The organism is Mesorhizobium sp. M0768 (assembly GCF_040320195.1).
In the GTDB taxonomy this organism is placed as follows: domain Bacteria; phylum Pseudomonadota; class Alphaproteobacteria; order Rhizobiales; family Rhizobiaceae; genus Mesorhizobium.
The window spans coordinates 119,276-145,616 of the sequence record NZ_JAMYPD010000005.1 but is presented as its reverse complement, the minus strand read 5'-3'; the positions used below and the strand labels follow the sequence as shown (position 1 = coordinate 145,616).

Annotated in this window: 20 protein-coding genes; 16 read left to right on the top strand and 4 right to left on the bottom strand. The window is 63.3% G+C overall.

Annotated features, from left to right (window positions below):
* Positions 1-366: 366 nt before the first annotated feature.
* Positions 367-948: a TetR/AcrR family transcriptional regulator gene (locus NKI08_RS09475; protein ID WP_031211029.1), complete on the bottom strand. Its 582-nt coding sequence runs from the start codon at positions 946-948 to the stop codon at positions 367-369.
* Positions 949-1,201: 253 nt separating this feature from the next.
* Between NKI08_RS09475 and NKI08_RS09470 the strand changes: the two genes are divergently transcribed.
* The 7 genes from NKI08_RS09470 (at position 1,202) to NKI08_RS09440 (ending at position 11,039) form a co-directional block, all read left to right on the top strand.
* Positions 1,202-1,477 carry a hypothetical protein gene (locus NKI08_RS09470; RefSeq protein WP_352489531.1) on the top strand — a complete coding sequence of 92 codons (276 nt, stop codon included), beginning with the start codon at positions 1,202-1,204 and terminating at the stop codon, positions 1,475-1,477.
* Positions 1,471-4,650: an efflux RND transporter permease subunit gene (locus NKI08_RS09465; protein ID WP_352768594.1), complete on the top strand. Its 3,180-nt coding sequence runs from the start codon at positions 1,471-1,473 to the stop codon at positions 4,648-4,650. Before NKI08_RS09470 ends, NKI08_RS09465 begins: the two co-directional genes overlap by 7 nt.
* A gap of 16 nt (positions 4,651-4,666) precedes the next feature.
* Positions 4,667-5,821: an efflux RND transporter periplasmic adaptor subunit gene (locus tag NKI08_RS09460; protein ID WP_352466107.1), complete on the top strand. Its 1,155-nt coding sequence runs from the start codon at positions 4,667-4,669 to the stop codon at positions 5,819-5,821.
* A 295-nt stretch (positions 5,822-6,116) separates the two neighbouring features.
* Positions 6,117-6,842 carry a GntR family transcriptional regulator gene (locus NKI08_RS09455; protein WP_352473393.1) on the top strand — a complete coding sequence of 242 codons (726 nt, stop codon included), beginning with the start codon at positions 6,117-6,119 and terminating at the stop codon, positions 6,840-6,842.
* A 50-nt stretch (positions 6,843-6,892) separates the two neighbouring features.
* Positions 6,893-7,999 carry a mandelate racemase/muconate lactonizing enzyme family protein gene (locus NKI08_RS09450; RefSeq protein ID WP_352768589.1) on the top strand — a complete coding sequence of 369 codons (1,107 nt, stop codon included), beginning with the start codon at positions 6,893-6,895 and terminating at the stop codon, positions 7,997-7,999.
* 203 nt (positions 8,000-8,202) lie between these two features.
* Positions 8,203-9,525, top strand: a complete 1,323-nt coding sequence (locus tag NKI08_RS09445; RefSeq protein WP_352768586.1) for an NAD(P)H-dependent oxidoreductase — start codon at positions 8,203-8,205, stop codon at positions 9,523-9,525.
* Positions 9,526-9,545: 20 nt separating this feature from the next.
* Positions 9,546-11,039 carry a xylulokinase gene (locus tag NKI08_RS09440; RefSeq protein ID WP_352768584.1) on the top strand — a complete coding sequence of 498 codons (1,494 nt, stop codon included), beginning with the start codon at positions 9,546-9,548 and terminating at the stop codon, positions 11,037-11,039.
* Here NKI08_RS09440 and NKI08_RS09435 read toward each other — a convergent pair.
* Complete coding sequence (locus tag NKI08_RS09435) at positions 11,036-11,998, bottom strand: sugar-binding transcriptional regulator (RefSeq protein ID WP_352473400.1); 963 nt, start codon at positions 11,996-11,998, stop codon at positions 11,036-11,038. The genes NKI08_RS09440 and NKI08_RS09435 overlap by 4 nt on opposite strands.
* A gap of 308 nt (positions 11,999-12,306) precedes the next feature.
* On the opposite strand from NKI08_RS09435, the gene NKI08_RS09430 reads away from it, so the two are divergent.
* The 5 genes from NKI08_RS09430 to NKI08_RS09410 all read left to right on the top strand — a co-directional run bounded on the left by NKI08_RS09430 (position 12,307) and on the right by NKI08_RS09410 (position 17,605).
* Positions 12,307-13,290, top strand: a complete 984-nt coding sequence (locus NKI08_RS09430; protein WP_502893735.1) for an ABC transporter permease — start codon at positions 12,307-12,309, stop codon at positions 13,288-13,290.
* A 150-nt stretch (positions 13,291-13,440) separates the two neighbouring features.
* Positions 13,441-14,379 (top strand): sugar ABC transporter substrate-binding protein, encoded by a 939-nt coding sequence (locus tag NKI08_RS09425; RefSeq protein WP_023674026.1) that lies wholly within the window; start codon positions 13,441-13,443, stop codon positions 14,377-14,379.
* 33 nt (positions 14,380-14,412) lie between these two features.
* Positions 14,413-15,921: a sugar ABC transporter ATP-binding protein gene (locus NKI08_RS09420; RefSeq protein ID WP_352768580.1), complete on the top strand. Its 1,509-nt coding sequence runs from the start codon at positions 14,413-14,415 to the stop codon at positions 15,919-15,921.
* A 125-nt stretch (positions 15,922-16,046) separates the two neighbouring features.
* Complete coding sequence (locus NKI08_RS09415) at positions 16,047-16,811, top strand: SDR family oxidoreductase (protein ID WP_352540146.1); 765 nt, start codon at positions 16,047-16,049, stop codon at positions 16,809-16,811.
* A gap of 8 nt (positions 16,812-16,819) precedes the next feature.
* A complete protein-coding gene (locus NKI08_RS09410; RefSeq protein ID WP_352473405.1) occupies positions 16,820-17,605 on the top strand; it encodes an SDR family oxidoreductase in 786 nt (261 codons plus the stop codon).
* Between the two features lie 52 nt (positions 17,606-17,657).
* Here NKI08_RS09410 and NKI08_RS09405 read toward each other — a convergent pair whose 3' ends face one another.
* Positions 17,658-18,740 carry a D-alanine--D-alanine ligase family protein gene (locus NKI08_RS09405; RefSeq protein ID WP_502899578.1) on the bottom strand — a complete coding sequence of 361 codons (1,083 nt, stop codon included), beginning with the start codon at positions 18,738-18,740 and terminating at the stop codon, positions 17,658-17,660.
* Positions 18,741-19,207: 467 nt separating this feature from the next.
* On the opposite strand from NKI08_RS09405, the gene NKI08_RS09400 reads away from it, so the two are divergent.
* From NKI08_RS09400 to NKI08_RS09385, 4 genes are all read left to right on the top strand, one after another.
* Positions 19,208-20,179, top strand: coding sequence for an ABC transporter substrate-binding protein (locus NKI08_RS09400; RefSeq protein WP_352473408.1), 972 nt, complete (start codon positions 19,208-19,210; stop codon positions 20,177-20,179).
* A 74-nt stretch (positions 20,180-20,253) separates the two neighbouring features.
* A complete protein-coding gene (locus NKI08_RS09395; protein ID WP_352473409.1) occupies positions 20,254-21,333 on the top strand; it encodes a quaternary amine ABC transporter ATP-binding protein in 1,080 nt (359 codons plus the stop codon).
* Positions 21,330-23,312, top strand: a complete 1,983-nt coding sequence (locus NKI08_RS09390) for an ABC transporter permease (RefSeq protein ID WP_352473410.1) — start codon at positions 21,330-21,332, stop codon at positions 23,310-23,312. Before NKI08_RS09395 ends, NKI08_RS09390 begins: the two co-directional genes overlap by 4 nt.
* A 159-nt stretch (positions 23,313-23,471) precedes the next feature.
* Positions 23,472-25,019 carry an autotransporter outer membrane beta-barrel domain-containing protein gene (locus NKI08_RS09385; RefSeq protein WP_352768575.1) on the top strand — a complete coding sequence of 516 codons (1,548 nt, stop codon included), beginning with the start codon at positions 23,472-23,474 and terminating at the stop codon, positions 25,017-25,019.
* A gap of 123 nt (positions 25,020-25,142) precedes the next feature.
* On the opposite strand, the gene NKI08_RS09380 is transcribed toward NKI08_RS09385, so the two are convergent.
* Positions 25,143-26,324: a M20 aminoacylase family protein gene (locus NKI08_RS09380; RefSeq protein ID WP_352768572.1), complete on the bottom strand. Its 1,182-nt coding sequence runs from the start codon at positions 26,322-26,324 to the stop codon at positions 25,143-25,145.
* Positions 26,325-26,341: the final 17 nt, after the last annotated feature.

The following is a 26,341-nucleotide window of genomic DNA, read 5'->3' as shown; positions in this document are numbered from 1 at the left end:
CCGTGCCGTATTCGAAATCGAGCCCGCTGCCACCTCCTCCCGGCAGCGGGCTTTTTTTGTTCCAGCTCCGGGATAGCGGCCAATGCTTGCGGTCGGGACAGCACCGGACACGTTTGCTGATCCGCGCATCGATGAGCTTCGCTGCGACCGCCGCGGCTTATCGGGCGGAATCCTGTCACACTTGTCACTCTCACCGGTTCGCCGGCGGCCCTATCCTGCCTCACGACCAGCAAACAACGCCGCGCCGGCAATGGTGCGGAGGATCGGCACAGGAGACGCGAGATGGCACATCGCGATGGGACGAGACATCACCCGGCGGCGCGGCGCGCAATCGAAACGCCACGGGTCGTTTCGCCGCTTACGAGACTATCTTGCCCTGAAAGACGTGATCAGGCCTTCAGCCATGCGGACGAACTGCGCGCTCGGGCCCTCGGCGCCGACGCTTTGCAGGCTGACGCGGGCGCCCTCGAGCAGAAGCGACAGCGTATCGGCGAGAAGCTCGGCCTGTCCGATACCCGCATCGCGACACAGCGAGACCAGCCGCTCGCGCTGCGCTTCCTTGAGTTCCTTGATCACTTGCCTTGCCGGATGATCCGCCTCGCTCAGCTCGATGGCGGCGTTGGCCATGTCGCAACCGCGGCGATCCGACATCAGGCAATCGGCCGCCATCCGGACCCAGGCGTGCAGCTGCGCCAGCTTGTCGCCCGGATTCTCGGCCTCGAACTTTTCCCACATCGCGTTGGCGCTGCAGGCGGTCGCCCGCAGACATTCGATGATCAGGTCGTCCTTGGACTCGAAATGCCGGTAGAGCGTCATCTTGTTGGTGCCGGCGGCCTCGGTAATGGCGTCGATGCCGACGCCGCGAATGCCATGCTTGTGAAACATGTCCCGTGCCGTCTCCAGGATCCTGTCCCGGGGGCGAACACGCTCCACAACACCGTCTGTCATCAAAACCTCCGTGATTGCGTTTCCCGAAATTCCCTCGGTGCACCTCTTGACTAGGGTGTTACCGGTCTGTAACGTTAGAGATGTTACTTACCTGTAACACCCGCATTGCATCATGTCAAACTCGCAAGTGCCGGCCATCAACCCCGCCCCGAGCGGCAAGGGGACGAACCGCACCTCACGGCCTCGGCCGGCGAGCAAGAAAACACCCGATCCGCGGCTTGCCGCGGATCGCCAAAAACCAGGAGCCGCTTCGATGTCGCAGCGCAATGATCTGACGATCGATGAAGTCGTGAGGGATCCGATGATCCGCATGCTGATGAAGGCCGACCGCGTCGACCCGCGGTCGTTCGAGGCGATGCTGCGTGCGCTGGCGGATGAGCAGGCCGAGCGCCGCAATGCGCCGCGCCGCCTTGTGGAAGATTTCGGCTTTCTCGAAGATTCCGGCTCAACGCGCAGCCGGCGGCTGTCCAGGGTGGCCAGGGCGTTTGGCCGGGCCAGAGCATCGGGCGAGGCGTGCATCTCATGGTAAACTTCTTCATTCATCGTCCGATCTTTGCGTCGGCGATCGCCATCATCATGGTGCTCGCCGGAGGGATCTGTTATTTCCTCCTGCCCGTCTCGCAGTTTCCCGACATCACGCCGCCCCAGGTCGTGGTCAGCGCCCACTACCCGGGCGCCAGCGCGCAGGTCGTCGCCGACACGGTGACGACGCCGCTCGAACAGCAGATCAACGGCGTCCAGGGGATGACCTATATGTCGTCGTCGAGCTCCAATGACGGCTCCTCGACGATCACCATCACCTTCGACGTTGGCTACGACCTGAGCACCGCGGCCGTCGACGTCCAGAACCGCGTTTCGCAGGCGGCTTCCTCGTTGCCGGCCATCGTCAATCAGGGCGGCGTGACGATCAAGAAGCAGAACCCGAACTTCGTCCTGATCGTCGACCTCACCTCGCCGGACGGTTCCGTCAACCCGGTCGCGCTGAGCAATCTCGCCTATCTGCAGGTGGTCGATCCGCTGAAGCGCCTGCCCGGCGTCGGCGACGTGCAGATCTTCGGCGAGCGGCGCTATTCGATGCGCATCTGGCTCGACCCCGACAAGCTCGCCAATCTCGGCATTACTGCCGTCGACGTGCAGAACGCCGTCGCCGAGCAGAACGTCCAGGTAGCGGCCGGCAAGATCGGGCAATCACCGGCTCCGGCCGGCACTACCTTCGAGATGCAGGTCAACGCCGTCGGCAGGCTGAGCGATCCCAAGGAGTTCGGCGAAATCGTCGTGCGGGCCAATACCGCCAACGGCTCGCTGGTCAGGCTGCGCGACGTTGCGCGCATCGAGCTCGGTGCGCTGCAATATTCGTCGTCGGCCTTCTTCGGCAAGGACCCTACGGTGGTGCTCGCGGTCTACCAGATGCCGGGCTCCAACGCGCTCGATCTGCAGCAGCGCGTCAAGGACAAGATGCAGGAGCTGTCGGCCCGTTTCCCGAAGGGCGTCAGCTACGCCATGCATTACGATACGACACGTTTCGTTTCGGCCTCGATGCACGACGTGCTGATCACGCTCGGCGAGGCGCTGGTCCTGGTCGTCGCCGTGGTGTTCATCTTCCTGCAAAGCTGGCGCACCACGATCATCCCGACGATCGCAATTCCGGTGTCGCTGGTGGCGACGCTGGCCGTCATGCATATGCTTGGCTTCTCACTGAACATGCTCAGCCTGCTCGGCATGGTGCTGGCGATCGGCCTCGTAGTCGACGACGCCATCGTCGTGGTCGAGAATGTCGAACGCCAACTTGAGGCCGGCCTCAAACCGCTGGCTGCCACGCGTACCGCGATGGCAGAGGTTACCGGCCCGATCATCGCCACGACCGCCGTGCTGATGGCTGTGTTCGTGCCGGTTGCCTTCATTCCCGGCGTGTCCGGCCGGCTCTACAACCAGTTCGCCCTGACTGTGGCGATCTCCTTCGGCATCTCGGCCTTCGTCTCGCTGACGCTTACCCCGTCGCTCAGCGCTGCCTTCCTGCGCCACCGGCCGGAAACACAGTTCGTGCTGTTCCGCTGGTTCAACATGGGCTTCGAACGGCTGGCGCATGCCTATGCGAATGGTGTGCGCATTCTCATCCGCCTGCGCTGGATCATGCTTGGCGTGTTCGCGGCCGGACTTGTCGCGACCTATTTCGTCTGGCAGCGCCTGCCCTCGACCTTCCTTCCGGTCGAGGACCAGGGCTATTTCTTCGTCGTCATCCAGCTCCCCGACGGGGCCTCGCTGGAACGCACCGACGCGGTGGCGCAAAAGGCACGCGACATCCTGCAGAACACGCCCGGCGTCGACATCGTCGGCTCGATCAGCGGCTTGAACTTCCTGACCAGCGCCGCGCAGTCGAACTCGGCGGTCGAATTCGCTATCCTGAAGCCATGGGACGAACGCGGCCCCGACCAGAGCGCCTCGAAGCTCGTCGCCGATGTGCGCAACAAGCTGCTGCAAATTCCGGAGGCTTTTGCGCTGAGTTTCGACCCGCCGTCGATCCCGGGCATCGGCACCACCGGTGGCTTCGAGTTCCAGGTCGAGGACCTGACCGGCCGCGGCAGCGTGGCGCTCAACGATGCGACGCAAGCGGTGATTGCCGAGGCGCGCAAGCAGCCCGAGCTCAACCCGCAGCAATTGTTCTCGTCGTTCTCGACCTCGACGCCGCAGTTCAACTACGATCTCGATCGCGCCAAGGCGAAGCTGCTCGGGCTCAACCTGCCGGACGTGTTCAATACGCTGCAGATCTATCTCGGCTCGCTCTATGTGAACGATTTCAACCTGTTCGGCCGCACCTTCCGGGTGACGATCCAGGCCGACAAGGATTCTCGTGCCGGTCCGGCCGACATATCGCGGCTCTATGTCCGCAATGCCTCGGGTGGGATGGTGCCGCTGAGCACGCTGGGCAAGCTTGTGCCGATCGTCGGCCCCGAGACCGTGCCGCATTATAACAACAATGCGTCGGCCCTGATCAATGGCGGCGCCGCGCCCGGCTTTTCGTCCGGCCAGGCGGTGGCGGCGATGGAACGTGCCGCTGCCACGGCGTTGCCGAGAGATTTCGGCTACGAATGGACCGGCATCACCTATCAGGAGCTCAAGGCGGGATCGATCGCATCCGTCGTCTTTGGTCTCGCGATCGTCTTCGTCTTCCTGATCCTCGCCGCGCAATATGAGAGCTGGGCGATGCCGTTCATGGTGCTGCTGGCGGTGCCGCTCGCACTGTTCGGTGCGTTCGTCGTGCTGTGGCTGCGTGGCATGCAGATCGATGTCTATTCGCAGATCGGCTTCGTCATGCTGATCGGACTGGCGGCCAAGAACGCGATTCTGATCGTCGAGTTTGCCCGGCGCCGGCGCGAAGAAGGCCTCAGCATCGTCGACGCCGCGATGGAAGCGGCGCGGCTTCGGCTGCGACCGATCCTGATGACCGCCTTCGCCTTCATCCTCGGCGTGCTGCCGCTGATGTTCGCTACAGGTGCAGGTGCCGCAAGCCGGCAGTCGATCGGCACCACCGTCTTTGGCGGCATGGTCGCGGCGACGATCCTGTCGCTGGTGTTCGTGCCGGTCTTCTATGCGGTGATCGAGCAGCTGCGCGAGCGCCGCAGCGAGAGCGAACCGGTTTCCGAAGCGACCGAACAACCAACTGCCGAACCCGCCTTCGAGCCATTGGCCGAAGCGGCCGAATAGGACTGGAGAATTGATCATGCGTAAATGGAAAATCGCGCTGGGAACGGCCGTCGCCCTTGGGGCGATTTCGGTGGCGAGCGTTCACCTGCTCGACATGGGCAGCCTCAGCCTCAACGCGGGCACAGCCGGGGCGGCGACACCCAAGCCGGAAGCCTTTGTCATGCCGGTGCCGGTGGTGAGCGTCGTCAAGAAGACGATCCCGATCTATCTCGACTACGCCGCCCGGGTGGAGCCGATCCGCAGCATCACGCTGCAGGCGCGCGTGCCGGGTTATCTGCAGGAGCAGGTCGCCACCGACGGCAGCGACGTGGCGAAGGGCGACCTTCTCTACAAGATCGCGCCGGAGGATTTTCAGGCTGCCCTCGAGCAGGCGAAGGCGCTTATCCAGCGCGACACGGCGACGCTCGACTATGCGCGCTCCAATCTCGGGCGCGGCAGCGAACTCGCCAAGAGCGGCTATCTCGCCAAGGACGTGTTCGACCAGCGCACCAGCACCTTGCGTGAGGCTCAGGCCTCGCTCGCCGTGAACCAGGCCGCCTTGCGGACCGCCGAGCTCAATTTGAGCTATACCGAAATCCGTGCCCCGTTCGCGGGACGCATCGGACGCAGCCAGGCTTCCGTTGGAACGCTGGTCAGCGTTGCCGGCACCGTGCTCAATTCGCTGGTGCAGCTCGATCCGATCTACGTCACCTTCAATCCGAGCGAAACGGACCTGACACAGATCGAGGAAGCCCGGGCCGCGGGACCGATCAGTGTCGACGTCCTGCTTCCCGGTGAAACGGAACCGCGCCAGAAGGGCGATCTTACCTTCATAGACAACACGATCGATCGCTCGACCGGCACGATCACGGCACGGGCGACGATCGGCAACGGCAAGTTCACGCTGCTGCCCGGCCAATATGTCCGCGTCCGGCTGCACGTCAAAGAGCAGCCCGATGCGCTGATGGTACCGCAGACGGCACTCGGCTCAGGCCAGCTCGGCAAATACCTCTATGTCGTCGGCAAGGACAACACGGTCGACCAGCGTATCGTTTCGCTCGGACCGACCAATGGCGATCAGGTCGCCATCTTGAGCGGTGTGGCCGAAGGCGACCGGGTGATTACCGGCAATCTGCAGAAGATCGGCCCGGGAATGCCGGTCTCGCCGCTGCCCGAGAAACCGGCCACCTGATAACCCCCATCAGGTCCGGTTCCGCGGCGCCCTCGGCTCCCACGCCAAGGGCGCCGTTTTTGCTATGTTTCGTTCTACGCAACTCCTTGGGGAAAACGCAACGTACGCCGGCTTCGAGAAGCCGGTGTGATGTTCAGCGATGAAGAACGGGTCGGTCTTTGCGGCCGTGCGGCCTGACGGCCTTGCCGGCGCCGCAAGCCAGCCGGCCAAGCGGAAGTCAAGAAATCCACAACCCGCCTCTTGTTAGATTGTCGACAATCTGCTTGTCTTGATTTCGGTTCCCTGGAGCAGCCGAATGGCAAAGCTGGATTTCAGTCCGATCGCGGATACGACACGCAGGGCCGAGATCGTAGGGCTGCTCCGGCGGGCGATCCTGACCGGCCAGCTGGAACCTGGACAGAAGCTCAACGAACTCAGGATTTCCGAGCAGATGCGGGTGAGCCGCGCGCCGCTGCGCGAGGCGATGCGCGAGCTGGTGCAGGAAGGCATCCTGACCAGCATTCCCTACGCCGGAACCTTTGTCATCGACGTCACCGCCAAGGACATCGACGACGCCTATTCGCTCAACAAGGTGCTCGACGAGTTCGCCATCGCGCGGACCTGGCCGCTTCGCGACCAGCGCTTCTTCGACGAACTCGACCGGCGTCATGCGGCGGTGAAGCAGGCGACGCGCGAACTGGACACGACGCGGCAGATCGAAACAGCGCTGCAACTGCATGGCCTGATCCACGAATGGGCCGACAATTCGGTGCTGCTTGAAACGTGGCAACGGCTGACCAGCCGGCTGCAGATGTATTTCGCGTTGCACCAGCGGGCGCGCAACGAGCCGGTGCCTGCCGAAGATGCTCACGAGACCTATGTACGGCTGCTCAAGGGCAGCGACATGCGCGCCGCACAGCGCCACGCCAAGGAGCATATCGACCTGGATTTCGAAGAACTGCTCGCCTATGCGCGCGGGCTGGAACAGCGCGGCTCAAAGGGCGCCGGCGCCGATCGTGCCGGCCGACCTAGAGGCGGCTGAGCCCGACAAATTTGACGGACATCCCGGAACACAGACAACGGACAGAAAACGTGCAGATCAAAACCATCAAAGCCTACCATGTCGTGCAGCCCTTCGTTGACGGGCTTTACCGTATGTCCAAGGGGCGCGTCGCCGATGCGTTCGACGCGGTGATCGTCGCCGTCACCGCCGATAGCGGGCTCACCGGCTGGGGCGAGATGGCGCCGCTTGGCAACTTCTATTCGGCTGCCTTCGCTGCGGGTACTCGCGCCGGTGTCGTCGAGATCGCGCCGCATCTCATTGGCCATGACCCACGCGGGCTAGCCAGTATCAACAGGCTGATGGACACCGTGTTCAAGGGCCATCCCTACATCAAGTCGGCGCTCGACATGGCATGCTCGGATCTCGCGGCGCGCGCCGTCGACGTGCCGCTGGTCACCCTGCTCGGCGGACGCGAAAGCGAGACGGCCGAACTCTACAAGGTCGTCACCCACGGCACGGTCGACGCGATGGCCGCGCTCGCCAAGCACATCGTCAAGGACGGCTTTCATCGGCTGCAAGTCAAGGTCGGCGGCAACGTCCATGACGACATCGAACGCGTCACAGCCGTCGCCGCCGCCGTGCCGAAGGGCACCGTCATCTTCTGCGACGCCAATGCCGGTTGGACGCCTTACCAGGCGCGCCAGTTCGTGGATGCGACGCGCACGATCGACTACACGTTCGAGCAGCCCTGCACGACGATCGACGAATGCCTGTCGGTGCGCCGCTCGCTCGACAAGCCGATGGTGCTCGATGAATCCGTCGCCTCGCTTGATGATATGCTCGATATCCATCGCAAGGGCGCGGCCGACGGGCTGACGCTGAAGATCTCACGCCTCGGTGGCGTCACCAAAACGCGCCAGATCCGCGACCTTGCCGTCGACCTCGGCTTCATGATCACGGTCGAGGACACTGGCGGCGCCGAGATCGACACATCGGCCATGGCGCATCTGTCGCTGTCGACGCCGGAGGAGCGCCGGCTGCACGCCATCGCCTTTCACGAATGGGTGACGGTGCGCACCGCATCCAACATGCCGCCGGTTTCGGGAAGCCGTATGGGCATTCCGGATGGGCCGGGCCTCGGCATCGATGTCGTTCCCGGCCTGCTCGGTGCGCCCTTCTTCGAAATCGGCAGCTGAGCTGCAACAAGGCTGCACCCAATCAAGCTGAATATGCCGCGTCCTTCTGACTGTCGTGCGGATTGACCGCTCATCCAATCGTCTTCGGCCGATTGCAGAGCGACAATGCCCAATTGCCGGTTGAAATATTTTTCATTTGCAAATAGAAATGTTCAAAACGTTGATTTGGACGCTGCGGCGCGTCAGGAACTGGAGGAAGCGACATGTCCCATCCGCAATTTGCAGCGGAACTTCTGCAGCGCGCTGAACAGCAGGGGCCGATCACCATCGGGCTTGCCGGCGCCGGACAGATGGGCACCGACATCGTCGTCCAGGTCGCGCTGATGCCGGGCATGCGGATCGGCGCTATTTCCGAAGTCAGGCCGCAGGCAGCGATCGACGCGGCGCTGCTCGCTGGCCATGACCGTTCCGACATCGTCCAGGCCGGCAATGCGGCCGCGATCGACCGCGCCATCGAGGCCGGCAAGATCGCGGTGACCGAAGATTTGCATGCGCTGGCGGCGGCCGGCCGGATCGACGTCATCATCGACGCGACGGGCAATCCCAATATCGGCACGTTGTTTGCGCTCGAAGTGATGAAGAACGGCAAGCACATCGTCATGCTCAATGTCGAGGCCGACATCACCATCGGCCGTTTCCTCAAGGACGAAGCGCGTAAGGCTGGCGTCGTATATACCGGTGCGGCCGGCGACGAGCCCGCCTGCACGCTGGAGATCATCGGCTTTGCCAAGAGCCTCGGCTTCAACATCATCGCCGCCGGCAAGGGCAAGAACAATCCGCTGAAGATCGACGCCATGCCGGCCGACTACGAGAAGGAGGCGGCCGAGCGCAACATGAATGCGCGCATGCTGGTCGAATTCGTCGACGGCTCGAAGACGGCGATCGAGATGGTGGCGATCGCGAATGCGACCGGGCTGGTGCCCGACGTGCCGGGCATGCACGGCCCGACCGCGACGCTGGAGGAACTGGCCAGCGTGCTTTGCCCGCGCGACGATGGCGGCGTGCTGCATCGCAAGGGCGTTGTCGATTACTCGATCGGCAAGGGTGTGGCGCCCGGCGTGTTCTGCATCATCGAGACCCGGCATCCGCGTGTGCTGGAGCGCATGATCGACCTCAAGGTCGGCAAGGGGCCCTATTTCACGATCTTCCGGCCCTATCATCTGACCAGCCTGGAAGTGCCGCTGTCGGCGGCGCGCGCCGTGGTCTACAAGCGGGCCGACATGGAGCCGCTCGACCATCCTGTGGCCGAGGCGGTCGCGGTCGCCAAGAGCGATCTTGGCGTTGGCCAGTCGCTCGGCATGATCGGCGAGAACGACTATCGCGGCTTCGCCATGACCTGGGGGGATGCGCGCGCCCGTGGCGCCCTGCCGCTCGGCCTTGCCGAACGCGCCAAGGTGGTCAAGCCGCTCAAGACCGGCGACTTCCTGACCTATGAAAATTGTGTACCCGACGATTCGATGGTGATAACCCAGATCCGCCGCCGTCTCGACCAGTCGGACGGACGGTTCGTTACAAACGCAGCCTGACCCCGCCGGATCTCCGCCTGATGGACGATGTCGTAATCGGGATCGACGCCTCGACCACGGCCGTGAAGGCGATTGCCTTCACCCGCGCCGGCGAGGAGCTGTTCCAGGCGCGCGAGACCTATCCGCTTTCAAATCCGAAGCCCGGCCATTTCGAGCAGGAGGCCGAACAGTGGTGGACGGCGCTGCTTGGCGCATTGAAGCAGGTCACCGAGGCGGTCGGCGCTGCGCGGGTGGCGGCGGTTTGCATCGCTCACCAGCGAGAGACCTTCACGCTGGTGGACAGCGCCGGCAAAGCACTCATGCCGGCAATCCTGTGGCTGGACGAACGCGCCCGGCCGCAAGTTATCAGGCTTTCGGCCGAACTCGGCCGCGAGGCGATCCGCGACTGGAGCGGCAAGCCGCCGGACCCGACGCCGGCGCTCTACGCCATTGCCTGGCTTGCCGAGCACCAGCCGCAAGTGCTTCGCCAGGCAGCGGCACTGGTCGACGTGCACGGTTTCTTCGTCCAGCGGCTGACCGGGCGATTGGTCACCAGCACCGCAAGTGCGGATCCGCTCGGGCTGCTCGACGTCGAGAAAGGTACCTGGCATCCCCGCCTCGTTGCGGCCGCCGGACTGCAGATGGAGCAATTGCCCGAGCTGGTCGCGCCAGGCGTGGTCTGCGGCAGTCTTTCCGCAAGCATAGCGCAGCTGACCGGCCTGAGGGCCGGCACGCCGGTCGTTGCCGGCGCTGGGGACGGCCAGGCGATGGGCCTCGGCATGGGCGTCTACGGCGAGGGCAAGAGCTATCTCTCGCTCGGCTCCGGCGTGGTCAGCGGCTGCTATTCCGGCAAGGTGAAAACCTCGGACGCGTTTCGCACGCTGGTTTCGCCGACCGGCTCCGGTTTCATGCTGGAGACCGTGCTGCGCTCGGGCATGCAGCTGGTCGACTGGATCGTGCGAACCACCGGTTCGCCCTCGGCGGCAGCGCTGGAGAAAGTGGCGCTGGATGTTGCCGCGGGCAGCGAGGGCCTGCTCATCATGCCCTATTGGGCCGGCGTCATGAGCCCGTATTGGGACGGTGCCGCGCGCGGCGCCATTGTCGGCCTGTCGCTCGATCACCGGCCGGAGCATCTCTTCCGCGCTGTCCTGGAAGGCATCGCCTTCGAGCAGGCCGTCGCCACCGAGGCCATGGAAGCCCAGGCCGGCGGACCGGCGGCGATGATTGCCGCCGGCGGCGGCACCAATTGCGCGCTGCTCATGCAGATCATGGCAAGCGTGCTCGAGCGGCCGCTCTCGGTTTCGCCGGTCAACGAAGCCGCCGCACTCGGCGCTGCCATGCTGGCGGCAGCGGCTGTCGGCTGGTTTGCCTCGCCGGAAGCCGCCGCGCAGGCAATGGCTGCCGCTCCCACCAGGCATGTCGATCCGGTCGACGGGCTTGTCGCCGCCTATCGCAGCCGCAAGGAAATCTACCGCGACCTTTATCAGGCGACGCGCGACATCCACACCCGCCTCAGCGCTCTCGGCGAAATCTAGCGGTTGAGCAGGCCCTTGGCCGCGTCTTCGTCGGTGATCAGAACCGATACCTTGGTGTTGGCGAGCGCAGCCCGCATTACCGCTACCTTCTCGCTGCCTCCCGACACCAGGATGATGCTCGGGATATCCGACAGATCCTGCAGCGGATAGGCGCAGACGCGGCGGTTGACCTCGTGGTCGACCGGGCGGCCCTCGGCGTCGATGAAATGACACAGAATATCGCCGACGGCACCGGCCGCCTGCAATTCCTCGAGTTCGCTTGGCTTGATGAAGCCGTAATTGGCGATCGGGCTGTCGTTGGAAAACGAGCCGACGCTGAGCACGGCGATGTTTGCCCGGCGTGCACGGAAGACGACGTCCTGAACGCTGCGCTGGCTCATGAAAGCGTCGCGCTGCTCCGGCCTGTCGGCATAGACCGGCACCGGCAGCAGGAAGCACTCCGCACCGATCTTTTCGGCGAAATCCCAGGCGCTTTCTGTCGGGTTAAGCGGCTGGGCATGGGTGAGGCCGCCAAGCATCGAAACCACCGTCGTCCTGGCGATGGGCCGCCGCGGCAATTCATTGATGGCAAATTTCAGTGTCCGCCCCCAGCCCAGTGCGATGACATCGCCGGCATTCACATGGTCGGCCAGGTAGGCGGCGGCGGCGTGGCCGATCATCAGCGGCGCGTTGCTTCGGTCTGCCGCCGACGGCACGACAACAGCCTGGCTGAGCCCGAACCGCTGCTTGAGGCTTTCCTCCAAAATCACGCATTCGACGACGCTGTCGCGGATGCGAAACTGGACGACACCCTCTTCGCGGGCGGCGGAGAGAATGCGATGCACTTTGATGCGGCCGACGCCGAGAATTTCGGAAATCCGCTCCTGTGTAAGACCCTCGACATAATAGTGCCAGGCGGCGCGGGCCTTGAGTTCGGCGTCGGGGAAGCGCGGGGCTCTTTCGTTCTCTACGATCGTCATCTGTTTGCCTTGCCGCAGCCGCCGGCTCTGCTCATGATATTCCAATCCGGCGACTTCGAAATGCCCAAGATTTCGGAGACCTTGCGTAAGGCAAACCGGCGGACAGCGCAAACCCGTCGTCGAATGAAGCGGCAGGCCTTGACAATTTTCCGACGAACAGTTTAGCTGAACAAAATTGCATGTTAAAGATAAATTGTTCACAGGGAGGGGCCTGGTGGACAAAGTGGCCCGGTGATGCAGCGCCGGATTGCTGTGGAGGAGACAAAGTGGCTGTGAGCAACGACGCAAGCAATTTGAAGGCAGGCGAGTTGAAGGCAGGCTCTGGCGCGCAGGCTACGGCGGGCGCAAGGTTTTCGGCTGTCTTTGCCGGAACCATGGGTCCGCTGATCGGGCTGGCGCTGCTGTGCCTGGCGCTCTCGCTGACCACCGACACCTTCCTGACCATCCGCAACATCCTAAACGTGCTCGACCAGGTCACCGTGCTCGGCATCATGGCGATCGGCATGACGCTGGTCATCCTGATCGGCGGCATCGACCTGTCCGTCGGCTCGGTGCTGGCGCTGGCTTCCATGGTGATGGGCTTCGTCGCCCATCCGGACTATCTCAATCTCGGCCTGCCCGCTGGCATCGCCGCGGCCCTCGTCGTCGCCGGTCTTTGCGGCCTGGTTTCGGGCCTGCTGGTGACGGTCACCAGGCTGCCGCCCTTCATCGCCACGTTGGCGATGATGTCGGTGGCGCGCGGCCTCGCCAACATGATCACCGACGGCTCGCAGATCGTCGGCTTTCCCGACTGGTTCACCAGCCTGTCGATAATCCGCCATTTCGGCTTCCTCTCGGTCACCGTCGGGCTGATGATCGTGCTTGCCGTCATTTTCGCGATCTTCCTGAATTATCGCGCTACCGGCCGTAGCCTGTACGCAATCGGCGGCAGCGCCGAAGTCGCCCGGCTGTCCGGCATACCAGTCAAGTCGCTGACAAACTGGGTCTATGCGATCTGCGCCGTGCTGGCCGGTCTCGCAGGCATCGTGCTTGCCGCCCGGCTCGACTCCGTCCAGCCGAGCTCCGGCCTTGGCTACGAACTCGACACCATCGCGGCGGTGGTGATCGGCGGCGCCAGCCTGTCGGGCGGCGTCGGTTCGATCGGCGGCACAGCCATCGGCGTCCTCATCATCGGCGTGCTGCGCAACGGGTTGAACCTGCTCGGTGTCTCGCCCTTCATCCAGCAAGTGGTTATCGGCGTGGTGATCGCACTGGCGGTGGCCACCGACACGTGGCGGCGCCGAGCACAATGAAGAATGGAGCACAATGAAGAATTGGGCTCAATGAGATTCGCCCCGATATTCGGGCGAAAACGGATCGGTGATCCGAAACTGGGAGTTGTTCGGCCAAGGGGCGCCGCGATGCGCGGGCAGGACAGATTGAACATCAACGGAGGAATAAACATGCTGACCAAACGTTCATTGCTGCTTGCCGCCGCGGCCGTCATCCCGCTGCTTGGCCTGTCCGACATGGCCTCGGCCAAGGAGGCCAAAAAGCTCGGCCTCGCCGTCGCCAATCTGCAGGCCGACTTCTTCAACCAGATCAAGCAGTCCGTCGAAGCCTACGGCAAGGAAAAGGGCATCGAGGTCGTTACCGTCGACGCCAAGGGCGATTCGGCGACCCAGGTCAGCCAGGTGCAGGACCTGATCACGCAGAACATCGATGCGCTGATCTATATTCCAGCCGGCGCCACCGCCGCCACCGTGCCGACCAAGACCGCCAAGGCTGCCGGCATCCCAGTCGTCAATGTCGACCGCAACGCCGACGGCGCGCCCGGCGATACCTTCATCGCAACCAACAGCGTGGCATCGGCCAAGGCGGTTTGCGACTACATCGCCAAGCAGGCCGGCGGCAAGGGCGAGCTGATCATCATCCACGGCCAGAAGGGCACGACGCCCGAAGTCGACCGCTCGAAGGGCTGCGGCGAAGCGCTGAAAGGCTATCCCGACATCAAGGTTGTCGGAGAATTGTGGAGCGAAGGCTGGCACCAGGACGAAGGTTTCAAGCTGACGCAGGATCTGTTGCAGTCGCACCCCGACGTGTCGATCGTCATCGGCCAGGCCGACGCGCTGGCGCTCGGTGCGGCGCAGGCCGTCAAGGTCGCCAATCCCGGCCACAAGGTCTGGGTTGCCGGCTTCGACGGCGACGTGGCGGCGCTCAAGGCACTGAAGGACGGCGTCTTCGACGTGACCGCGACGCAGCAGACCCAGGGCATGGGCCGGCTCGCCGTCGATGCAGCAATCAAGCTGGTGGCCGGCGAGACCATTCCCGCCGAACAGCTGCAGGATGCGACGCTGACCACCAAGGACAATGTCGAGCAGTTCATCGCCAAGCATCCCTGATTGAGACCAGTCCGGCAATCGACGAGCGCAACGATGTCCACCGATCCTCGCCACACGCACAGCCCCCATAACGGGCTCGTCGTCAGCGGCCTCTGCAAAAGCTACGGGCCGGTGCAGGTCCTGGCCGATGCGAGCTTCGAGGTGCAGCCGGGCGAGGTCGTGGCGCTGCTTGGCGAAAACGGCGCCGGCAAGTCGACTGTCTCGAACATCATCGCCGGGTCGACGAAACCCGATGCCGGCACCATCACCTGGCGGGGGAACGCTTATTCCCCCGCCAATCCTGCCGCGGCGATCGACGCCGGCATCGGCATGATCCACCAGGAGCTGAAGCTCTTGCCCGATCTGTCGGTCGCCGAAAACGTCTATGTCGGGCGCCTGCCGATGCGTGGCGGCCGCATCGACCGCGCGGCAATGAATGCACGGGCATCGGCCCAGTTGAAGCGCCTCGGCCTCGATGTCTCGCCGGAGCGCAAGGTGCGCACGCTGCGTATCGCCGCCCAGCAGCAGGTCGAGATCGCCAAGGCGCTGACGCTCAATGCCGAGCTGCTGATCTTCGACGAACCGACGGCAGCCCTTGGCGGCGAGGAAACGGAGCTCCTGTTCCAGCAGATCCGCAAGCTCAAGGCGGAAGGCATGTCCTTCATCTATATCAGCCACCGGCTGGACGAGATCGCCCAGATCGCCGATCGCGTGGTGGTGATGCGCGACGGGCGCATCGTCGCCCGGCACGAGCGCGCCGACATTCCGGTGCGCACAGTCGTCGAGCAAATGGTCGGCCGCAGCGTCGAGCGGATGTTCCCTACGGTATCGGCGCCGGGCAACGACACGCTGCTCGAGGTCGAGAACCTGTCCTCGCCGGAACGCAGCTTTCAAAATGTCAGCTTTTCAGTGCGGGCCGGCGAAATCCTCGGCATTGCCGGGCTGATCGGCGCCGGACGCACGGAGCTGGTGCGGGCGATCGCCGGTGCCGATCCGATCTCATCGGGATCGGTGTGCGTCGCCGGCAAGCCGGTGCATCTCCATGGCCCGGCGGCGGCGATCAAGGCCGGCGTCGTTCTGGTACCGGAAGACCGCAAGGCGCAAGGCGTGGTGCTCGACCAGACGATCGGCGAGAACCTGGCGATCGGCAATTTCGACCATGTCGCGCCGAATGGCTGGGTGTTCCCGAAGGCGGTGCAGAAATTCGCCGAGGCCGGCATTCGCCGGCTCGGCGTCAAGGGCCGGCCGAACCAGGCGGTCAGCAAGCTCTCCGGCGGCAACCAGCAGAAAGTGATCATCGCCAAATGGGTGTCGCGCCCGCCCAAGGTATTCATCCTGGACGAGCCGACGCGCGGCATCGACGTCGGTGCACGCGCCGCGATCTATGATGTCATCGCCGACCTTGCCCGCTCCGGCATGGCGGTGGTGGTGGTGAGCTCCGACCTCGAGGAAGTTCTCGGCCTGTCGCATCGCGTGCTGGTGCTGAGCCGCGGCCGGCAACGCGGCATTCTCGACCGCAGCGAAGCAAGCAATATCGCCGTGATGGAACTAGCCACGAGCTAGGACGCCCATCGAAACAAAGCGCAGCAGGTGGTATCCTCCCGGGCACCAGACCGCGCGGGGCGCCAGCAACAGAGTTGGCGCCCCTTTATTTCCGGAGGACGGCGGTTGGAGCAGAGGGACCGACGATGAAATTATTCGACCTTCATGGTGACGTGGCACTTGTGACAGGCGCCGGCAGCGGCATCGGGCAAGCAATCGCCATTGGGCTGGCCGAAGCCGGCGCCGACATAGCCTGCTTCGGCCACGCCTCGAAAGGCGGGCTGGAGGAGACCGCGCACCGGATCACGGCACTCGGCCGCAAGGCGCTGGTGCTGAACGGCACAGTAACTTCAGAGACCGATCTCGCGGCCGCGATAGAGCGTACGGAGATGGAACTCGGCGCGTTGACCATCGCCGTCAACAATGCCGGCGTCGCCGGAGCTGAGCCGGCAGAGACGCTGTCGCTGGAGGAATGGCAGAAGCTCTATGACGTCAATGTCAGCGGCGTGTTCCTGTCCTGCCAGGCCGAGGCCCGCGCCATGCTGACGCGGCGCAAGGGCTCGATCATCAACATCGCGTCGATGTCGGGCTCGATCGTCAATCGCGGCCTGACCCAGGCGCATTACAATTCGTCGAAGGCCGCGGTGATCCACATGTCGAAGAGCCTCGCCATGGAATGGGCCGATCGCGGCCTGCGCGTCAATGTCGTCAGCCCCGGCTACACGCTGACGCCGATGAACAAACGGCCGGAGGTCGCCGACCAGGTCAGGATCTTTGAGCGCGACACGCCGATGGGCCGCATGGCGGCCCCGGAAGAGATGGTCGGCCCGACCGTGTTCCTGGCCAGCCGCGCCGCGAGTTTCGTCACCGGCATCGACCTGATCGTCGATGGCGGCTTTGTCTGCTGGTAGGAGAAAACATGCAGAAGCGATTCCTAGGAAAAACGGCGGTCATCACCGGCGCCAGCGGCGGCATTGGTGCGGCAATGGCCAGGCGCTTCGCGGCGGAAGGTGCCGCGGTCGTCGTCAGCGCCATCGACGCGCGCGTCGAAGAGGTCGCCGCCGATCTCAAGGCTATGGGCGCCAGGGTCGCATCGCTGCGCATGGACGTGACGAAGAAGGACGAAGTCATCGCCCTCTATGACCTGGCCGAGCAACAGTTCGGCCGCGTCGACATCTCCGTACAGAATGCCGGTGTCATCACAATCGCCAGGATAGAGGCTATGACCGAGGCCGAATGGGACAAGGTGATGGCGGTCAACACCAAGGGCGTGTTCCTGTGCTGCCAGGAGGCGATCGCGCGCATCCGCAAGCATGGCGATGGCGGCCGGCTGATCAACACCGCATCCGGCCAGGCGCGGCAGGGCTTTATCTACACGCCACATTATGCGGCGTCGAAATTCGGCGTCGTCGGCATCACCCAGAGCCTGGCCAAGGAAGTGGCGAAGGAGAAGATCACCGTCAACGCGATCTGCCCCGGGATCATCGACACCGATATGTGGGCCTATAACGACGCCGCATGGGGAAAGTTGATGGGCGAGTACAAGCCCGGCGAGCTGATGGCCGAATGGGTGAAGAACATCCCGATGGGCCGCGCCGGCAGCGGCGAGGACGTCTCCGGCCTGGTCAGCTTTCTCGCCAGCGACGATGCGGCCTACATCACCGGCCAGACCATCAATGTCGATGGCGGCCTGATCATGTCGTGAGCGGCGCGGGCCGACATACCATCGACCGGATATGAATGCCGCTTCGCTGCGTTCAGGCTGCTCGGCCCGCCCGAGCCAATCCATGTTCCACGAGCCGGTCGATGATTTCGGAATAGCTGACGCCGCTTGCCGCCATTGCCTTGGAATACATGCTGATGTCGGTGAAGCCGGGGATGGTGTTGATTTCATTGACCAGGAACTGCATGTCCGGCGTCAGAAAGAAGTCGATGCGGGCCATCCCGTCACAGCCGACGGCTCTGAAAGCCCTTGCGGCCACGTCCCGCATGGCTGCCTCGACCTCCGGCGGCAGATCGGCCGGCACTCTTAGCGCCGCGCCGTTCTCGTCGATGTATTTGGCATCGTAGCTATAGAAATCGTGGCTTTCGGCCGGCACGATCTCGCCTGGCCGCGAGACGAACAGGTCGCCTGCCGGGTCCTCCAACACGCTATATTCGATCTCGCGCCCACGAATGAATTCCTCAGCCAACAGCTTGCAATCGTGCCGGAAGGCTTCAGCAAGCGCTCCATCGAATTCCTGGCTGGCATGGACTTTTCCGACGCCGACAGACGATCCCTGACGCGCCGGTTTGATGAAGAACGGCAGGCCGAGCTCGCCTTCCAGTGTGGCGAGGGCGGGCGCCGCACCTTCATGGATCGTCACTGAGCGCGCGATTGGCAGCCCCGCCGCTTCCAGGAGCCGTTTGGCGATGTCCTTGTCCAGCGCGGTTGCCGAACCCAGGATGCCGCAGCCGGCGAGCGGCACCCGAGCCACCTCGGCCACCCCCTGTACCGAGCCGTCTTCGCCATGAGGGCCGTGCAGTACGGGAAACAGGATGTCGATCTTCGGTAGGTCATAGGGCGTGCCGTCGGCCGGGATCGCCATCATCCGTCCGTGCCCGCCCGGAACCAGGCAAACTTCCAAACCGCCCGCAGGCTTTGCGAGCGTACCATCCTGGAAGCTGCTCAGCAGCCACTGTCCTTCGCGCGTGACGAAGATTGGGACGGCATCGTATTTGGCGGGCAGCAGCGCACGCATGACATTGGTTGCTGAAAGCGCCGAAACGTCATGCTCGGCGGAACGTCCGCCAAAGAGCACGGCGATGCGCAGTCTGTTCAAGGAAGAGGTCTGCTGCATTGTATCGGTACCCTATCTTGCGGCTCGCATACGGGATGATCGGCAACCTTGGCTTTTTTCGAACCGATCTGCGGGTCCATGTAAAAAGACGGGCCGTGAAATTGGCACCGGCGTTATTCGTTGCGCGACATGACCGTTGGTATATATAATTTCATCTCATGAAAGTGGCTCTGGGCGAGTTGCGGAGCCAACAGCCGAGATCATGGGACTTTGATGGTTTGCCCCTCAAGACCGGCGATCGATCCGTGGATGACTGCTTTGGCAGCAATCCTTCGGCAGTCATGACGCGGCCGGTCCCACCACATCTTCACCAATTTGGGCACCACCCCGTTTGCGCCGGCATCCGCTTCGGCAGCATTGTGGCGCCTACGGCCTTGCGCAACGACCAGCTTTTCCAACACAATCAAAAAAAGACGCAAGAAGGGAACTAACGATAATTTCCACCAGAGCTTGACAGGAAAACAAGCATGTCACTTCGGAGCATGATTTCGAATTTCTCAATGGGAGCCTTAACACTTGCCGCAGCCGCACTGACATCTTCGGCCTATGCGGCGGCGCCGGAATCCAACGACCCGATCAAGATCGCGCTGTTCGATTGGACCAGCGTCAATCTGAACGCCAAGATCCTCGGCGGCATCCTCGAAAAGCTCGGCTATACCGTCGAGTATCCGACCGCCGACTATCTCTCCAGCCTGACCACCGGCCTGACCAATGGCGACATCGATGTCGGCCTGGAATTCTGGGACACGACGGCCGGCGAGGCGATGAAGGCCTCGGACGCGACGGGCCAGACCGAACGCCTCGGCAAGCTCGGACCAAAGGCCAAGGAAGAATGGTGGTTTCCCGAATATATGAAAGAGAAATGCCCCGGCCTGCCGAACTGGGAAGCGCTGAAAGACCCGAAATGCGCCGAGGCCTTCTCGACGGCCGAAACCGCGCCGAAGGGGCGTTATCTCGGCGGACCCGTGACATGGGAAGGTTTTGACGACGAACGCGTCGAGGCGCTGAAACTGCCCTTCACCGTCATCCATGCCGGCACCGACGCGGCGATGTTCGCCGAACTGGACTCGGCCTATCAGCGCAAGGCGCCGATCATGCTGTGGATCTATTCGCCGCATTGGGCGCCGGCCAAATACAAGGGCGAATGGGTCGAATTCCCCGACTATACGACCGAGTGCTACACCGACCCGAAATGGGGTGTGAACCCCGACGCGAAATATGACTGCGGCAAGCCGCACGGCGAGATCTGGAAATATTCCTGGGCCGGCATGAAGGACAAATGGCCGGTCGCCTATAAGGTCGCGAAAAACTACACGGTCGATACCGACGAGCTCAACAAGATGAGCGGCGAGATCGATCTCGAAGGCAAGACGCCGGAAGACGTCGCCGCCGCCTGGATCGCCGCCCACGAAGCCGACTGGAAAGCCTGGGCCGAGTGACCGTCTGACTGGAAACGCGACGACCCGGCCAGTCAGGGCCGGGTCTCGATCCCCTATTCCAGAAGGACGATTGCATGAGCGATACGATTGAACAGGCGGTGAAAGCAACGGGCAAGGATGCCCGCCCGATAAAGCTTGGCTGTCGCAATGTCTGGAAGCTGTTCGGGGCGGACGCGGCCAATTTCATCCGCCGGCGCGACGGCAAGGCCAGCCTGGCGGACATCGCCGCGGCCGGACTGGTTGGCGCGGTGCGCGCCGTCGATCTCGAAATCCGCCAGGGCGAGATCTTCATCATCATGGGACTTTCGGGGTCAGGCAAGTCGACGCTGGTGCGCTGCATGTCACGGCTGATCGAGCCGACCCACGGCAAGGTCGAGTTTGAAGGCAAGGACCTGCTCAAGATTTCCGATGCCGCGCTGATCGAGCTGCGACGCCATCGCATGGGCATGGTGTTCCAGAATTTTGCCTTGCTGCCGCATCTCAACGTACTGGAGAACATCGCCTTTCCCTTGGGCATCCAGGGGCAGGACCGGCCGACGCGCGAGAAGCGGGCCCGTGAAGTCATCGAGCTGGTTGGCTTGCGCGGCCGCGAGCATTTCTATCCGCGCGAGCTTTCCGGCGGACAGCAGCAGCGTGTCGGCATCGCCCGCAGCCTCGCCACGAAGCCGGAAATCTGGTTCCTCGACGAGCCGTTCTCGGCTCTCGATCCGCTGATCCGCCGTGAGATGCAGGACGAGCTGATGCGGCTGCAGACCATGCTGCACAAGACCATCGTCTTCATCACCCATGATTTCGACGAGGCCATCCGGCTGGCCGACCGGATCGCCATCATGAAGGACGGCGAGGTCATCCAGATCGGCACGCCGGAAGAGCTGGTGGTCAACCCGGCGACCGACTATGTCGCCGAATTCACCCGCGATGTCGATCGCGCCAAGGTGATCTCGGCGCGCCGCCTGATGCGCGCCTGCGACGGCGCCGAGTACGGCGGCACGGTCGCGCCGGATGCCAAGATATCAAGTTTTTCGGCAGATATCGTCTCTGCCGGCAAGCCCTTCGCGGTGGTCAACGGCACCGGCAAGCCGATCGGCGAAGTCACGCCGCAGGCGGTGATCGATCTTCTCGCCGGCATCGAGCGTCGTGGGGCCGGCGGATGACCGTCACGGCAAGCGCCAGCGCAGCGAGGCCCCGGCCGGTTCAAACCTGGCTGGCGATCTGGGCCTGTGCGCTCGCCGCCGTGCTTATTGTCTTCCTGCTGCAGGAAAGCCTGCCTTGGGCGGTCAATTACCCGGCCGGCGCGATCGTTCCTGTCGCTGACTGGGTCGGTGCGCTGATGAACTGGGTGAAGTCGAACTTCTCCTGGCTGACCCGCTCGATCACCGCGGTGCTTGGCGTGCCGCTCGATTTCGCGCTCGGTCTTCTGGCCAAGAATTTCAAGATCGGCCATGGTGCGGATATGATCGTCTTGCCGCGCCTGTCCTGGGTCGGCGTGTGCGCTGCCGCCTACCTTGCCGGACGCGCCGCCGGCGGCTGGAAGCTGGGTGCGCTGGCCGGCGGCTGTTTTCTCTACATCGCGCTGTTCGGGCAGTGGACCAGCGCCATGCTGACGCTGGGCTTGATCTCGATCGCCGTGCCGTTTTGCATTGTCACCGGGCTGTTCGCCGGCATCTGGGCATGGCGCAAGCCTTGGGCGGAGAGGTTGTTGATCTCCCCTGCCCTCGATCTGATGCAGACGATCCCGACCTTCGCCTATCTGATCCCGATGCTGCTTCTGTTCGGCAACAGCCCGGTCTCGGCAATGATCGCGACGGCAATTTTCGCGACGCCGCCAATGGTGCGGGCGACGATGCTCGGCCTGTCGCGGGTGCCGTCAGAGATCGACGATTTCAGCGAGATGGCCGGCTGCACGGCACGGCAGAAGCTGTGGCGGGTGCTGTTGCCGTCGGCGCGGCCGACATTGATGGTCGGCGTCAACCAGGTCATCATGCTGGCGCTCAACATGGTGATCATCGCCTCGATGATCGGTGCCGGTGGGCTCGGCTATGACGTGCTTTTGGCGTTGCGCGCACTCAAGGTCGGCGAGGCGATGGAAGCTGGCCTCGCCATTGTCGCACTGGCAATTGCACTCGACCGGCTGAGCCAGGCGATCGCGCACAATCACGCCAAGGGCAATGTCCGCCACCAGGCCAGCACCAGTTTCTGGCGGCGCTATCCCAATCTGGCGCTGGCTGTTGCCATCCTCGCCGTCGCCACGCTGCTCGGCCTGTTCGTGCCGGCGTTCGCCGCGGTGCCGAAAGCGATCACCTTCACCACCGCGCCTTTGTGGAAGGCGGCGGTGAACTGGATCACCATCAACTTCTTCGACACTATCGAAGCGTTCCGCGTGGCGCTTATCCTCAACGTGCTGAACCCGGTGCGCGCCTTCTGCGAGGGTTTTCCGTGGCTGGGCGCGGTGTGTCTCCTCGGCCTTGCCGGCTACCAGCTCGGCGGCTTGCGCCTCGCCGCCCTGGTCGCGGCTTTGACAGCGTTCTGCGCCGTCACCGGACTTTGGGAAAAGACCATGGCGACCGTCTATTTGTGCGGAATCTCGGCCTTTATCGCCTGCCTGATCGGCATCCCGATTGGGCTGATGGCATCGCGCAGCGACCGCTTCGAAAAGACCGTCACGCCGGTCATCGACACGCTGCAGGTGCTGCCGTCGTTCTGCTTCATCATTCCGGTGGTCATGCTGTTCAGGGTCGGCGACGTCACCGCGATGATCGCCACCGTCGCGTTCGCCGTGGTGCCGGCCATCCGCTACACCAATCACGGCATTCGACAGGTGCCGCCGGCGCTGATCGAGGCGGCGAAGGTTTCGGGCTGCACCAGGCGCCAGACCTTCTTTCGCGTGCAGCTGCCGCTGGCGTTGCCCGAGATCATGCTCGGCGTCAACCAGACCATCCTAATGGCGCTGGCGATGATCATCATCTGCGCCATGGTCGGCACGCGCGATCTCGGCCAGGAGGTGTTCATCGCCCTGTCCAAGGCCGATTCCGGTCGCGGCATCGTCGCCGGCCTAGCCATCGCCTTCATCGGCATCGTCGCAGACCGGCTGTTCAACGCCTGGACGGCGAAGGCTCGGGCAAGGCTGGGATAGTCCGGAATAGGACGGCCTCAGGAAGCTGCCGCCAAGCGCGCCGTTAACGAGGCACCGATCCCTACGCCTAAAGACATAGCCATTCGGGATTATTGCTCGTTTTTGCCTCACATCGTACGGCTGCCATGGGACGGGTAGGCTCAACAGGAGAGCGGATAAATGTCTAAACGCGTTCCCTTTACTACCGGTGATCTGGCAGATCATCAGCGGGGTATCGATGACGCCCTCACAGGCGATCCGAATACGAATATCTTGACCGGCGACGCTGGCGGCAGCCTGCTCGATTTCTCAAGAGGCGGCAACGACACCTTTACGGAAACCGCACCGTCGACTTACACCTTCTACGGCGACGCGGCTCGGAGCTTGTTCAATTTTGCTCGGGGCGGTGACGACACCTTCACGGTGTCGAGCTCCTCCACCACCACTGCTTACGGTGACGCGGGCGACGATATGTCGGACCACAGCAAGGGCGGCAACGACACTTTCACGGGCGCCGCGCAAGCCAGCAACATTTTCTTCGGCGACGCCGGCGGCAACATGACCGGCCATGCTCAGGGCGGCGACGACCGTTTCACGGCCTTTCCCAACTCCTTCAACACTTTCTACGGTGACGCCGGCGTCGATATGTCCGACCACAGCAAGGGTGGCAATGACACCTTCGAGGGCACCAGCGTGGCCGTCAACATTTTCTTTGGCGACGCCGGGAACAACATGTCTGGCCATGCTCAAGGTGGCGACGACCGTTTCACGGCCAGGAGCGACTCCAGCAACGCTTTCTACGGGGACACCAGCGGCGATATGTCGGACTACAGCAAGGGCGGCAACGACACTTTCAATGGCGCTAGTGACGCCAACACTATTTTCTACGGTGATGCCGGTCGCAGCATGTCTGGCCATGCTCAGGGTGGCGACGACCATTACACAGACTTTGGTGGCACGATTCAGACCAAAACCTTCTTTGGCGACGCGAGCCTACATATGTCCGACTTTGCTAAGGGCGGCGACGACACCTTCACGAGCGTGGGTGGGTTCGTGATAAGTTTCTATGGTGACGCGGCCGGCATCATGTCCGACTCTGCTAGCGGGGGCGATGACGTGGCCGTGCTGCAAGGCACCCATAATTTCGCCTATGGCGACGCTGGCGCGATGGCCGGCAATGCTGTGGGCGGCAATGATATCCTAACCGGCGGCAATAAGAGCTCTGGTCCTGATGTTCAAAGCGAGTTGTATGGCGACACATTCGCTATGTCCGGGTCCGCCGCGGGCGGCAACGACATTCTTACCGGGGGCGACAACAGCGAAAGCGGCCAGGTCCGCAACTTCCTGTGCGGCGACGCTCTGCAAATGTCCGGTTCGGCTCTGGGCGGAAACGATACCCTGTACGCTGGGAGCGCGGCACCCGGCTGCACCGTCGTCAACGACATGTGGGGTGACGGGCAACTGAGCGAACTGGCTCAGGGCGGCAGAGATCAATTCATATTCAAGGACGATGGTTCAATGAAGGTCGGAACCCAAAACACCATCTACGATTTCAGCCAGACCCAAGACGACACCATTGTATTTAGTGGCGTGGAGGGCGTGCAATCGTTCGATGATCTCACAATTGCGCAAAGTGGAACCGACACCATCGTTACCGCAGGAGTCGATCAAGTTACTCTCGCAAACTTTACAAGCCCGCTGACGACGGGTGACTTTTTGTTTGTCTGAAAGCGAAGCCCTTATCGCATTCGAAGAGGGGGAATGCGTGAGAATTCGTTGAGCATCGTCGCGCGGCCGGTCGCCCCAATAATGCTCGACCGGCCGATCGACAATCCAAGCCGCAAGTATGGATCAAGCGGCCAGGAATCTCTCGGTCAAACGAGCCCAGAGCGCTGCGCCGACGGTCAGATTGCCGTCGTTGAAATCATATTTCGAGCTGTGCAGGATGGCTGAATCCTCGCCGTTTCCGAGGCGCAGGAAGCAACCGGGTTTGTGTTCGAGGAAATAAGAAAAGTCTTCGCTACCGGGGATCAACGGGCAGACGGACACCTTGTCCTGACCGACGAGTTCGACAGCGATGTCTGTCGCAAAGGACGTCTCGCGCTCGGAATTGACCACCACCGGGTAGCCGCGCTCGTACTCGATCTCGACCGTTGCGCCATGCGCCTGCGCCACAAGTGCTGCGATATTGCGAATACGCTGCTCGAGCCTGTCGCGGATCTCGGCGGAGAAGGAGCGGACGCTCAACGTGATTTCGGCGTGTTCCGGAATGACGTTGGAGGCCGTGCCTCCGTGAATCGTGCCGACGGTGACGACAGCGGTCTCGATCGGGTTGACGTTGCGCGACACAACCGTCTGCAGGGTCATGACGATGTTGGCGGCAGCGACGATCGGGTCGACCGTCAGGTGCGGACGCGAGGCGTGGCCGCCACGCCCGGCGATCCTGATGGTGACGGTATCGCTCGCCGCCATCAGCGGCCCGGCGCGCATCAGGAACGAACCCGTCGGCGCGCCCGGGTGGTTGTGCAGCCCGAATATCGCATCGCAGGGAAAGCGCTCGAACAGGCCGTCGGCGATCGTCGCCTGCGCCCCGCTTCCCTTGCCGGCTTCTTCGGCCGGCTGGAAAATAAGGTTCACCGTGCCGTTGAAATGCCGTGTGCGCGCCAGGTATTCGGCGGCGCCGAGCAGCATCGTAGTGTGGCCGTCATGACCGCAGGCGTGCATCTTGCCGCTGGCCTGGCTGGCATAAGGGAGATTGGTAGCTTCGGTGATCGGCAGGGCGTCCATGTCGGCACGGATGGCGATGCTGCGGCCGCTGCCCTGGCGCAGGCGACCGACGACGCCGAGCCCGCCGACATTTCGCGTCACCTCATAGCCCCAGCTTTCGAGCCGTTCGGCAACGTATGCAGCCGTTTCGTGCTCCTGGAATGAAAGCTCGGGATGCGCGTGCAGGTGCTGGCGGGCCGCTGCAAGCTCGGCGGCCTTGTCGGCGAAGTCGGAAATATCGGCGAACTGGTTGGAGGTCTTTGGCATGGAAGGTCCTTTGCCGG

Bases quoted from the DNA above. Each gene is read 5' to 3' on its own strand.
- NKI08_RS09455 (WP_352473393.1), top strand. From the start codon at position 6,117: ATGGCAAAGCTGGATTTCAGTCCGATCGCGGATACGACACGCAGGGCC.
- NKI08_RS09460 (WP_352466107.1), top strand. From the start codon at position 4,667: ATGCGTAAATGGAAAATCGCGCTGGGAACGGCCGTCGCCCTTGGGGCG.
- NKI08_RS09380 (WP_352768572.1), bottom strand. From the start codon at position 26,324: ATGCCAAAGACCTCCAACCAGTTCGCCGATATTTCCGACTTCGCCGAC.
- NKI08_RS09425 (WP_023674026.1), top strand. From the start codon at position 13,441: ATGCTGACCAAACGTTCATTGCTGCTTGCCGCCGCGGCCGTCATCCCG.
- NKI08_RS09395 (WP_352473409.1), top strand. From the start codon at position 20,254: ATGAGCGATACGATTGAACAGGCGGTGAAAGCAACGGGCAAGGATGCC.
- NKI08_RS09410 (WP_352473405.1), top strand. From the start codon at position 16,820: ATGCAGAAGCGATTCCTAGGAAAAACGGCGGTCATCACCGGCGCCAGC.
- NKI08_RS09440 (WP_352768584.1), top strand. From the start codon at position 9,546: ATGGACGATGTCGTAATCGGGATCGACGCCTCGACCACGGCCGTGAAG.
- NKI08_RS09435 (WP_352473400.1), bottom strand. From the start codon at position 11,998: ATGACGATCGTAGAGAACGAAAGAGCCCCGCGCTTCCCCGACGCCGAA.
- NKI08_RS09470 (WP_352489531.1), top strand. From the start codon at position 1,202: ATGTCGCAGCGCAATGATCTGACGATCGATGAAGTCGTGAGGGATCCG.
- NKI08_RS09385 (WP_352768575.1), top strand. From the start codon at position 23,472: ATGTCTAAACGCGTTCCCTTTACTACCGGTGATCTGGCAGATCATCAG.
- NKI08_RS09475 (WP_031211029.1), bottom strand. From the start codon at position 948: ATGACAGACGGTGTTGTGGAGCGTGTTCGCCCCCGGGACAGGATCCTG.
- NKI08_RS09465 (WP_352768594.1), top strand. From the start codon at position 1,471: ATGGTAAACTTCTTCATTCATCGTCCGATCTTTGCGTCGGCGATCGCC.
- NKI08_RS09405 (WP_502899578.1), bottom strand. From the start codon at position 18,740: ATGCAGCAGACCTCTTCCTTGAACAGACTGCGCATCGCCGTGCTCTTT.
- NKI08_RS09390 (WP_352473410.1), top strand. From the start codon at position 21,330: ATGACCGTCACGGCAAGCGCCAGCGCAGCGAGGCCCCGGCCGGTTCAA.
- NKI08_RS09415 (WP_352540146.1), top strand. From the start codon at position 16,047: ATGAAATTATTCGACCTTCATGGTGACGTGGCACTTGTGACAGGCGCC.
- NKI08_RS09420 (WP_352768580.1), top strand. From the start codon at position 14,413: ATGTCCACCGATCCTCGCCACACGCACAGCCCCCATAACGGGCTCGTC.
- NKI08_RS09400 (WP_352473408.1), top strand. From the start codon at position 19,208: ATGTCACTTCGGAGCATGATTTCGAATTTCTCAATGGGAGCCTTAACA.
- NKI08_RS09445 (WP_352768586.1), top strand. From the start codon at position 8,203: ATGTCCCATCCGCAATTTGCAGCGGAACTTCTGCAGCGCGCTGAACAG.